Genomic DNA, 12100 nt, shown 5'->3' with positions numbered 1-12100 from the left:
ATCAGGTGTATTCGTAGTGTGTTGTGGTGATGAATGGGATGACTATTTTGCTCTGATCGGGCAGGCGATGGTGGGCCTGAGTCGATCGGTAAACTTAACGGCATTATGCTATAGCGCGGGTGAGGGGTGCAATATGTGAGATATGATGGCATATGTTTAATATGCGCATTTTGGAGTTGGGAGGGCATCCACTTCGGGAAGGAATAAGGGAACGGACTCGGGTGGAGCCGCGGGAATCTACTGGATTAGGAGGGAAGGTAGATTCCCGCCCCTCCAAAGTCGTCCTTTTCCCTTATTTCCTTCCCTTCGTTCCGTGCGACTTGCAACATCCGAAATGCGGGTGGGCGAGCAATTTTTTGATTGGTTACTTAAATGCTTCAAGATTGTAGGGATTTAAGAATAGAATTAGTTGGAATTAGGGATTTAATAGTATTGGCTTGGAATAAGATTCTTAGGTATATTTTTTGCTCTGTGTCTGTGTCTGTGTCTGTGTCTGTGTCTGTGTCTGTGTCTGTGTCTGTGTCTGTGTCTGTGTCTGTGTCTGTGTCTGTGTCTGTGTCTGTGTCTGTGTCTGTGTCTGTGTCTGTGTCTCAAAAATTATAGTGGCTATTATCCTGGTGTGACGGTGAATGTTATTGTTTTTCCTTCTGCGGAGTTGGGGCCTAGTTGGATTCGGAAGGTGCCGGGTTCGATGGTTCGGTTTAGGGCTTGGTTTACCATTTCCAGGTGCTCGGCGGTGATTGGGAAGGTGATGTGTTGGGATTCGCCGGGGTGGAGATGGATTTTTTGGAATGCTTTTAGTTGCTTGGCTGGGCGTGTGGTGGATGCGACGATGTCGGTGATGTAGAGTTGGACGACTTCGTGTCCTGCTCGTTGTCCACTGTTGGTGATCTGGATGCTGACGGTGGTTAGTATAGCTTGATCAGCCTGTGTAGCTGAGTTGGTAATGCTGGACAGGGCGATGGTTGCTGATTCGATGGCAGGCTCGCTGTACTCGAAATGGGTGTAGCTCAGTCCGTAACCGAATGGGTAGGCTGGAGTCAGATCCATTTCCAGATAGCGCTTGCCTCTTGTGGCGCGTGCGTTGTAATAGACGGGCAGTTGACCGACATGGCGTGGGATGGACAGGGTAAGACGACCGGATGGATTCACGTCTCCAAATAAAATTTCCGCCAGTGCATGTCCGCCCTCTTGACCCGGATACCAGGCTTCGATGATCGCATCGGCTTGCTCATCGATATGCGGCTCGGCTACAGGGCGACCGTTGATGTAAACGACGATAAGTGGCTTTCCCAGTCCCTGTAATTGACGGAACAGCTCCAGCTGTGCGCCTGCCAGTGTCAGGTCTACACGGTCGATACCTTCGCCGCTCTCCATATCGCTTTCCTCGGATTCATGCACAAGCGATTGTCCGGTACGCAGGTCAATCGTGCCTTCGCCAAAATCACGCGCACTCGATCCGCCCAGTACGAGTACGATCGTATCGGCTTGCGCGGCTACCTCAAGCGCATACGGAATCCCTTCCAGTGAGCCGTCCTTGATGCGACAGCCCGGTGCATACAGCACATCCTTCCCATGCCCTGCCGCAACTAGATAAGCGCGAATACCTTCCAGCGGCGTAACGATTTTGCCTGCTGGCTGTGGGGAGGTGTAATCGCCGAGCTGGTTATAGGGCTTGTTCGCATTCGGCCCGATTACAGCGATGCGTCCAGCTGCTGTAGCATCGAGTGGCAATCGCTGCGAATCGTTTTTCAGCAAAATAATGCCTTCGCGCGCCACCTCGCGTGCCAGCTCGATATGGCTCGGCGAATGAATAACATCTGCTGCCACCTGCGGATCGACATACGGACGGTCAAATAAACCGAGCTTGAATTTCATTTCCAATACACGTCCTGCCGCCTGATCGAGCTGCTCCGGGCTCACCAGACCCTGCTCTAACGCGGCAGGCAAATAACGGCTGAACATATAGCCTGACATCTCCAGATCAATCCCGGCAGCAAGTGAAATCGCCGTTGCCTGCTCGCCGGTCTCGACCACATTATGCCCATGATCCTGCATCAGCATATTCATCGCACTGGCATCCGTAATGACAAATCCATCAAAGCCCCACTGCTTGCGTAGCACCTCATCCAGCAAATAATCATTCGATGTACATGGTATACCGTCGATCTCGTTATATGCTGTCATGACAGAAGCGGCACCTGCTTCGACTGCCTTGCGAAATGGGTGCAGGTCGACTTCATGTAGTTCACGCAAGCCCATATGTACTGGAGCACCATTGCGTCCACCCTCGGATGCACCATATCCAGCAAAATGCTTGAGCGTAGCAATCACCCGATCCGGTGCTGCCAGTGACTCGCCCTGCAAGCCGCGTACCGCAGCAACAGCCAGCTCAGCTGCCAGATGCGGGTCTTCCCCATACGTTTCCTCGGTTCGTCCCCAGCGTGGATCACGCACGATGTCCAGCACAGGTGAATACGTTGCAACCCCGCCTTGGCTACGTGTTTCCAGCGCAACTGCTGCACACATACGCTCATATAGCTCCGGGTTCCATGTGCTCGCCGCCAGTAGCGGCACCGGATATACGGTCGCTCCAATCGCCATATGGCCATGCGAGCATTCCTCGCCAAACATAATCGGAATGCCCAGCCGGGAATGTTCGATCGCATATCGTTGGATCGTATTCAAGGCTTCCGCACCTTCACGCGGAGATAGCCCGGTTTCCAATGTGACCTCTGTCCACGGATCGGCACGAAGCGCTGCATAGAGCGCACCAATTCGTCCTTCACGTACATCCTGCTTAAACGCCTCGGTTAGTGTGATACTGCCATCTTCATTTTTCGTAAACATCTTCCAGCCAAATGGCTGTACCAGTTGCCCGATCTTTTCCTCCGTCGTCATCTGTGCTAGCAGACTCTGAACACGAGCCTGTAGCGGAAGTGTTGCGTCCTTATAGCTCATCAATGAAGTCACCTTTTCCCTTTCGCGGCGCGATGCACCAAAATGTACAGGCGGATGGGCTCGGAATGGATGCTCTCCCCAGCCCTCCGTCACAGTGTAGTAGTTCGTTTCCGCGCCACGGATACCTGTTTGAAAATGATTAAAAATTTTATTGTTATCCATAAAAATAATTTTCAATATTCTTAAGAAAAGAAGAAAAAGTTCTACATCAATCGCCTGATATGGATAATAATTGATTATTATGGGATGAAAAGGGGGTTATTGCGAGATTTCATTTCGCTTTTTAGCTATATGATGCAATTTTAAGGAATTAATTTCCGCAAATTCTTTCATTTCTTTTCATAAAATTACCGAAAAAAATTTTATTTTATAACGTTATCTATTCGTATAGGACGTGCAAAAAACAATATAAACAACAGACAGAATACGAAGACAGCGCATTAAAAAAGAAGCTGCGTATCCGAGGATCGCAGCTTCTTTCTCATCCAATGACTTCTATTTTCAAGTGGTCTCTATTTTACTCGCTTAATACGCCCAGTTACCTTTACGGAATACAGGCTCTATCGTACCATTCGGCAGCTCTCCATCGATATCCAGCTCTGCCGATCCGACCATAAAGTCCACATGCGTCAGGCTCACATTAGCGCCATGTGCCAGCAATTCCTCCTTACTCATCTCTGTACCGCCCGCCAGATTGGTCGGGTACGAGCTACCTAACGCAAAGTGACAGGACGCATTCTCATCGATGCCTGTATTGTAGAAAATACGGTTCAGGTTTGAGATCGGAGAGTCATGCGGAACGAGCGCAATTTCGCCCAGATGCATCGCACCTTCATCCGTTTCCAGCAGTGAGGTCAGATGCTCCAGACCGGATACCGCGTCATATGCGGTCACTTTACCTTCACTAAAGGTGAGCTGGATGCCTTCCACTAAGCGACCGTTCAGATTGAGCGGCATCGTGCTCGTTACTGTGCCATTTACGCCATTACGATGGGGCATTGAATACACTTCCTCGGTTGGCATGTTAGCGATAAAATACGTACCGCTCGCATTCGAACCGCCTGCACTTTTCCATAGATGTCCTTCCGGTAGCTCTACATGCAGATCGGTGCCTGGCGCACGGTAATGCAAGCTTTTATAGCGTTTGCTGTTCAGACGCTCTTCTACCTTTTCCAGCTGCGCTACATGCTCCTTCCATGCAGCGACCGGATCATTATCCGGGGTTACGCGATTCATCATGAAGATCGCATCCCACATCGCGTCTACACGCTCGCTCTCTGGCAGATCCGCATACACTTTGTTTGCCCATGCTACGGTTGGTGCTTTCACAAGTGCCCAGCTAATACGGCTATTGCGCGTGTAGTCGCTATAGTTCTCATTCGCGATCGCGGCTGCCTTGACTGATTTGGACACTTTCCACGATTCAATACCGTTAAACAGCTCTGGATTCGGCACCTTGATACGTAGAATCGCCCCGCCTTCAGCAGCGAACTTCTCCATCATATCGGCATGCCACTGAGGATAATAATCGAATGTATCGTCACCTGCATGTTCATAACGAATACGAGTGATCGCTTCATCATCCCAATCCACCATGACATATTTGGCTCCAGCATCATATGCTTCTGCAACGATACGACGCGTCAACTCAGCCGTTTCCAGTGGAGCGCTAACGATAAGTACCTGCCCGGGCTGAATATTTACTCCAATCTGGACGACCAGACGGGCATATTTTTCAAGCATTTGTGTAAATGAGTTCATTACGGTTCTCCTTTGGTGTCAATGTATTCGCTCCGCGTTCTTGTTGATTTCACACAATCTAATGACTCACCAAAAAAATGTTCGCAATTAAAGTTTCATCATTAGTATTTCAGTTTATAAGCTAATGTGCGATCCCAATATGTAGTTCTTCAGGTCTGTCGGAGGATCAAGCCCTACTATTATACTCCTCTCGATCAGATAGCACTATCCCGCATTCTATATTTTCACTCCCATTGCTACACAAACCTACCACTAAAGGAGTCCACCCCACGCATGTACGAAAAAAATAAAGTGATGAATTGGCTTTGCCTGGTTACTGTTGCCCTGTCGTTTCTCGTTTTTGGTTTGCATCAATTCACTACGATCATCCCCATGACGATGAATATGACAGAACCGATGAATCATATGGCAGCGAGCAGCTTGAACACGCTACGCTATATATTACTGGCATTACCTTTAGCTTTGCTTGCTATCTCTCTTCTTCTATTTTCGCGTAATCGCGTTTCAGCGGCACTTCCAGTAATGAATACGTTGATCCTCACACTGAGTAGTATTGCATTGATTGCGGTAGGGGATGGACTGGTTGAATATCATTTTTCCGTCTTCATGGTCGTCGCTTTTGTCGCCTTTTATGATTCACTGGCGCTTGTGCTGCTAACAACGGCAATCTTTGCGATTCATCATTTAGCAGGCTTTTTCCTATTTCCAGAGCTGCTCTGTGGACAACATGCGTATTCGTTCTCACTGCTGCTCATTCATGCGGTGTTTCTACTATTGACGAGTGCGGCGGTCAGTCTACTCATCGTCGCCAAGCAACGTCATACCCGAGCATTACAAAAGCAAAAGGAGCAAGCAGATATATGGAATCGCACGGCGCTGGGCAACCTGACTCAAAGTGGACAATATATGGATGAATCTGCCTCCACCCTGCAAACAAGCTCCAGTGCACTTGTTCACCTATCTGAAAATATCGCTAGCTCCATGTTATCTATTCGCACCAACGCAACCGACGAGCTATTACCTTCTCAGCAAAGAAGCGAGCAGCGACTTCATGCGATCACAGCCGCTATTCACGAGGTAGCAAGCTCACTGGAACAGCTACACGAAGCTTCCGACACTACCATTCGCCGTGCCCAGCTAGGAAATGAATCACTTGGCGAAATCACCGCGCATATGTCGGCGCTACAGCAGGATGTGAGCCAGATGGCACATGGTATCCATGAAGTCGATGACAAGGCAAACCAGATTAGCAGCTTCATCGATATTATCGCTCACCTCGCTGCCGAGACGAATCTGCTGGCATTGAACGCCTCGATTGAAGCGGCTCGCGCTGGGCAGCATGGACAGAGCTTCGCCGTCGTCGCTCAACAGGTGAAAAAGCTCTCCGTTGAGACAACCGGGGCGCTGGTACGCATGTCCTCCATCATGCAGGAGTTTAATGGCGCAACGACCAGCGCACTGGCGTCCTCCGAGCATGGCACACAGCGAGTTCAGCGTACGCTAACAGAGATTGAGCAGATCCAGCAAGCGTTTCAGGAGATTGTGATCGCCACTGAGCTAAATGGTGAACAGACGGAACGCATTACACAGCGGATGCTGGAGCTAAATGAGCATGCCATTCATGTAAACGAAGCGACTCATTATGTGACGCAGATGATCGAGCAATCGCTGGATCAGCATGCAGCAGTGGATCATATTTTACATCAGCAATTAGAGCACAGCTCTGCCGTATATCAACAAGCGGAGCGTCTGAATAGCATGAGCGAGGAGCTACGTACACTGGTAGAACAGTTCAGTCAGCGTCAACAGGAGCAGGGTCAGTTGATGGAGCATGGCAACGCTACAGAGGATAGCTCTTCAACAGGAATTGCTGGGATGATTTCATTGCCTCCACAAGGTGTTGCTTCTTGAGCGCGTTAGCATAAATAGAATAAATAGTTGAGCAGTATTATAAAAAGCAGGTGCGTTATGTAGGAAGAAACGCATCTGCTTTTATTTGTGGTATACAATTTAAAGTACAGAAATGACCATGGTATTCTGTAGCATTTGCGTTTTATACATCCGAATCCTGCATACAGTAATTTATTATTAATACCATTTTTAAATTAATTAAGGGTATATTTGGAAATAAAGTATAGTTGTGTTATACTGACATTGGTTGTCAATTAATCATAAAGGAGAATGATGATGATGAAGAAACAAAAACTATTATTAATTCCAGCTCTGTCACTTGCCGCTTCTCTCACACTTGCACCCGTTGGATTTGCTAGTGATCTCTCCAACATCTCAAACGCCTCAAATTCAGCTACTGCCAACCAAAGTGTAACTGCCGCTTTCGCTGCTTCTCCAACCTACAAGGTAGGCACTAGCTCAGAATCCCTATTTTTACATGGTGAATTTGAAATTACAATTACACCTAAAAAGTATGCTACATTTAATGTGAAAATTTACGATAGTGTAGGACGTCAGGTATCTAGTATGGTGTATAGCGGTAGTAGCCCGAAAACACTATTGAAGTCCGATGAGAACCTAACAGGACCTCATAAAATAGCAGTCACTTCTAATCTTCCTAGCGAAGATACTGGAACGTTCCAGGTGAAGTATTAAGCTATATCTAAAAGAATATAATTTATTTTAAAATTATAAATTAAGCAAGAGGTCTTCTCCATCTAAACGGAGAAGACCTCTTTATACATTAAAATAAGCTTTTCAACTGCTCTCCATTATAGTCACTGCTTACCATTCACCCCACCTATTCACCAATCTCCGTAATGCCAGTATTTATAAACGGAGGCACCTTCTGCCCGTCCGTAATCGCAAGCAACGTGTTCATAATCGACTCGCCCCAGTGCTGTTCATTTTGCGAAATGATGCGTGTAATCTGTCCGTTGATCAGTGATTCTTGAACCGTGGGCGTTAAGCCCAGTGCGATATTGTACTGCTTCAAGCCTTTCGCCTTCCAGACGAGAATCGAGCTGGAGCTAGACACGGGATCGAGATTAATCAATGCGCTAAAATGCGGATGCGCACTGATCATGGCTTCTAATTGCTGCGTAGCATCTTCCTCTGTTCCATCATTGTTACGAACCTCTAACATATCGATACTTGTATGACTTGATAAATACTGCTTCAGCCCTTCTAATCGCTGACTCAGTCCGAGCATATGAGGCATGCCAGACTCCACAATAACCATGCCTTTACCATCGAGTAGATTGCTGACCGATCGCCCTATCGTTATACCAGTTTGAACATTGTCGGCACCGATAAAAGCGAGTCGCTTACTAGCTGGAGCATCGGATTCAAAGCAAATGACCGGAATATCCTTGGCAACCGCTTTATCAATAACCTCTACGAGTGCCGCAGAATCGACCGGGTCGATCGCAATACCATCTACGCCCTGCTTGATCATCATTTCCATAATACGAATTTGCTGCTCCAGATTGGCTTCATCTGGCGCTTGAACGATCAGCTTCACCGCATGATCGACACTGGCGGTTTTTAGATTTTCCGTAATAATCTCATAGGTTGGATTCACCGTTGGATAAATAATGCCGAACACCAGCGGAGCACGATCGGTATCGGTAGCAGAGGGTACAGTCTGCTTCGCTGTACTCGGCTGGCTCAAGGAGGTGCTCATGCCCGTATTCCCTTCACAGCCGCTCAGTGATAACAGCATAACCAGGCAGCCTAGTATAACGAGCGAGAACACTCGATTCATAGGCGACCTTCCCCTTTGCTCACTGGCACCTCCTGGTCGATCGAGCTATGCTTTCTATATTCTGTAGGGGTGAGGCCTGTCACCTTTTTGAATAAATTTGAAAAGTAATGAGGGTCCTTGTAGCCTACCTGAAATGCAATTTCAAAGGTTTTATACCGGGTGAGCTTTAGCAGCTCCTTCGCTTTGTTGATGCGAATCAGGGTTAAATAATCCGTCATCGTTTGCCCGGTTTCCTGACTGAAAATTTTACTCAGATGGCTGGAGCTCACGGCAATCTGCCTGGAAATATCAAATAAGGATAGCTGATCGTCCTTGTAATGCTGGCGAATATAAAGCTTAACGGCATGGATCAGATCGCTATATTTGTCTGTACTCGCTTGCCGCCATTCCCATAGCTGGTGGAGAAGGGCTACTATATAATGCTGACAATCGTCATGACTGGTAATGAGCTTGATCCGCTCTTGCAGCTCGGATAACACATCCTCGGTACGGTGGCTCGTTTGGAAATGCTCTCTGGCAGCAGTGATCATTTCCAGCGTCAAATCATGCATCAGGTAATACGCATATAACGAATCCCAGTTTACACCATCCAGTCTGGCTGTAAACGAACGCACAAAGTCTGGTGCATCCTTAGGCGACCCTAGCTTTAAAAAATCAAGCAGCCCATTTCGGTCTAGCACTACATTTTCATAGGAGTCATCGGCGGAGGCTTGCAGGAAAGCCTGTTTATTTTGCTGTAGCATCTTCCGCTCGATATTGTTCGCTTCTGCTTCCATGTACGATATATGAATACCTTGCAGCCGTTCTTGTACATGCCCTGAGGAAAGCAGTAATTCACAGTTGAACTGTGCATGTAACGCAAGCTGTAGCTCATTGACTCGTGCTTGTAACGATGCTGAATCGTCTTCTAGCGCAGTGCATTTGATAATCAAAACGGTTTCTGTGCGGCTACGCTTGTACATAAAATAATCCAGCTGCTCGCGAAGCTGCTGATCTATCCATCGTCCAGCCTCTGAGCAGACTACCGGATCAAGCTCTGGCTTCGCTGGATCAGTGGACGATAAGGTCAGAATTGCAACCGCATAATACGATGTCATCAGCTGGAGCTTCAACTGATCTGCCACCTTGATAGCCGCCGCCGTGTTGATTAAACCGCCGCACAAATCCGCAAAAAGCTTTTCCGCTGTATACGTTTCCTGTCTTTTCTCGCTCTCTTCCCGATCAATGCGCTCACTTACCGCATGAAGCAGCTGGAGCAAGTCCGCCGCGCTAAAGGGCTTCAGGCAATAATCTGCCGCACCCAGACGCAGAGCAGTCTGCGCATAATGGAAATCATCATATCCGCTCAGAATAATGACCTTGATCTGTGGGAATCGCTGACGCACAACAGCGCACAGCTCCAAGCCGTCCATAAAGGGCATTTTGATATCGGTAATCAGAATATCGGGCATATGCTGTTCAATTAACGGTAGCGCCAGCTCGCCATCCGAAGCATCTCCGCAATAATGAAAGCCTGCCCCTTCCCAATCGACACGCTCGCGTATCGTTTCACGAATCAGAATTTCGTCATCCACCAGCATGACCTTCTTCATGGATAAGCCCTCCTATGCTTGGGAATGCGGATCGAGACGGTCGTTCCCTCTGAGGCAACACTGCTCAATTGCACACCGTATTCTTCTCCAAAATACAATCGCAAGCGCTGATGCACATTCAACAATCCGAACCCTCCTTCATACGAATCATAATCCTCTGCCTGGACAGGATGATCCAGCTCATGTCGGAGCAATTCAAGTCGTTCTGGCGTGATACCTGCGCCATTATCCGTCACTGTTAATACGATCACCGCGTCATTTTCCTCATAACCACTAATCGTGATCCATCCTTTACCTCTTTTGTTTTTGATACCGTGATAGATCGCATTTTCGATCAAGGGCTGTAGTGTCATATTTAGAATCGGATACTCTTGAAGCTCCTCGTCAATGTCTATATGGTATTCCAGAATATCGCGGTACCTCATTTGTTGAATGATGAGATAGCTTTGAGCATGGGCAAGCTCGGTACGGATCGTCACCCAGTCTCTGCCTTTATTTAAGCTAAGTCGGAAAAATTGAGATAGCGCTTTGACAAGCTGAATCACACTTTCCGATTTGCCTGCTTCCGCCATCCATACAATCGAATCAAGCGTATTGTACAGAAAGTGCGGATTGATCTGCGCCTGTAGAGTACGTAGCTCTGCTTTTTGCAAAAGCTGCTGCTTCAATATACTCTGGTTCAGCAGCTGCTTGATTTTCTCCACCATAATATTGAAGCTCTGACCAAGATCCGAAATTTCATCATTACCTACAGGCTGAACCTTGGCTTCCAGATAGCCTTCTGCTGTAAGTCTCATTTTATGCTTGAGGAGCTGAATCGGCTGGGTGAGTCGGTACGTTAAGAAGAAATAAATAATGATAACGAACAAAATACTCAGCATCACACTGAAAATAATAAGCTGCCGAATCCGATCCGCTTCGGATACGATCTCTTGCAGTGGCGCAAGGCCCACGATTTTCCAGCCTGTCGTAAGTGAGGAGCTGAATACGACAAACCACGGCTTGCCTTCAGGATAGAGCACAAAGCTGTTACTGCCCGTCTGCTGTGCCGCAGGCAGATTCGCCAGCGCAAGCTCCTCCAGCTTCTGCTTATCCTCGGACAGCTTGTAGATCGGGTTGCCTGACTGATCGATCACACTGAAAAAGCCCGTTTTGCCGATTCGAATATGATCATCGAATTGTTTGATGAATGAGGCATTCAGATCAATAATGATGAAGCCGATCACTTCATGTGTAATACGCTGCTGTACAGTCGCAATAATCGAAATGACCTCGTCCTGAGGATACGTGAATCCATCCACATGATCATAATCGGATGCCATGGATGGTGGGATTCTAAGAATCATATCCGGGTGCTCGGTTAGTGTCTGAAAATGGGGATTACGCAGAGGGTTGAGATTCGATTGGAATACACCTTTTCGTTCGCTGATCCCTTTACCATATAGATTGATAAAGCTAATATTCATCACATCATCGTACTTGTACGTATCCCGATAAAGAGCAAAGGTCTGCAAAATCTCCTTCGCTTCCGCATACGTCTCTGATTGGGAAAATAGAAAATGAATCACCTGCGGATTATTGCTCAGCTCCAGCAGACGCTCCGTATCATCAAACAGATTATTAATGTTTCGGCTTAACTCATCCGCCTGTAGCATACTTGCTGCCTTGCTATATTCTGCAATCGATTCGTACGATTTTTGATACGAGATAATCCCTACCGTAATTAATGGAACGGTTGTTAACACCGTGAACAACACGAGCAGCTTTATCCTCAGACTAGCCGACATCAGACGGATCAACCTCATAAATCATCGCACCTCATCATCTAAAATAGGGTTCACCCTATCTGTACGATGTACAAATGGAAGCCTACTTGTCAAGCAAAAAGAAAGCGCTATCAAAAAATTACACCTTTTAACAAAAATTATACACCTTTTCCCATAAAATACGTATGCCCTCTCCTACAAAATGATAAAAACGAAAAAAATCAAAATAAATAACCAAATGCGTCAATATCTTCTCCTTTTGAAAGCGCTTTATAATCAAGGCATCACCAAACGAAGTTAAC

The 12100-nt window shown here is 47.2% G+C and carries 7 protein-coding genes; 2 read left to right on the top strand and 5 right to left on the bottom strand.

Translation table 11 applies throughout. The features are described 5' to 3' along the window. Positions 1–609: 609 nt before the first annotated feature. Positions 610–2961: a glycoside hydrolase family 3 N-terminal domain-containing protein gene (locus IEX62_RS00780; RefSeq protein WP_188774010.1), complete on the bottom strand. Its 2352-nt coding sequence runs from the start codon at positions 2959–2961 to the stop codon at positions 610–612. A gap of 525 nt (positions 2962–3486) precedes the next feature. Further along, a complete protein-coding gene (locus tag IEX62_RS00775) occupies positions 3487–4722 on the bottom strand; it encodes an aminopeptidase (RefSeq protein ID WP_188773508.1) in 1236 nt (411 codons plus the stop codon). A 273-nt stretch (positions 4723–4995) separates the two neighbouring features. Between IEX62_RS00775 and IEX62_RS00770 the strand changes: the two genes are divergently transcribed. Further along, positions 4996–6633 carry a methyl-accepting chemotaxis protein gene (locus IEX62_RS00770; RefSeq protein ID WP_188773507.1) on the top strand — a complete coding sequence of 546 codons (1638 nt, stop codon included), beginning with the start codon at positions 4996–4998 and terminating at the stop codon, positions 6631–6633. A gap of 276 nt (positions 6634–6909) precedes the next feature. Further along, entirely contained in the window at positions 6910–7329 is a 420-nt protein-coding gene (locus IEX62_RS00765) for a hypothetical protein (RefSeq protein WP_188773506.1), read from the top strand. Positions 7330–7474: 145 nt separating this feature from the next. Here IEX62_RS00765 and IEX62_RS00760 read toward each other — a convergent pair whose 3' ends face one another. From IEX62_RS00760 to IEX62_RS00750, 3 genes are read right to left on the bottom strand one after another with little or no spacing between them, the layout of a single operon-like run. Further along, positions 7475–8440, bottom strand: coding sequence for a sugar ABC transporter substrate-binding protein (locus IEX62_RS00760; RefSeq protein WP_188773505.1), 966 nt, complete (start codon positions 8438–8440; stop codon positions 7475–7477). Next, the gene (locus IEX62_RS00755; protein ID WP_188773504.1) at positions 8437–10032 is read right to left on the bottom strand and encodes a response regulator; all 1596 of its coding nucleotides are present in this window, start codon (positions 10030–10032) and stop codon (positions 8437–8439) included. The genes IEX62_RS00760 and IEX62_RS00755 overlap by 4 nt, the downstream gene beginning before the upstream one ends. Continuing rightward, positions 10029–11837, bottom strand: coding sequence for a sensor histidine kinase (locus IEX62_RS00750; protein ID WP_188773503.1), 1809 nt, complete (start codon positions 11835–11837; stop codon positions 10029–10031). The genes IEX62_RS00755 and IEX62_RS00750 overlap by 4 nt, the downstream gene beginning before the upstream one ends. Positions 11838–12100: the final 263 nt, after the last annotated feature.

The sequence above is a fragment of the Paenibacillus hunanensis genome (assembly GCF_014645615.1).
Lineage (GTDB): Bacteria > Bacillota > Bacilli > Paenibacillales > Paenibacillaceae > Saccharibacillus > Saccharibacillus hunanensis.
The sequence above is the reverse complement of the archived record's forward strand: the minus strand, read 5'-3'. Positions and strand labels throughout refer to the sequence as shown.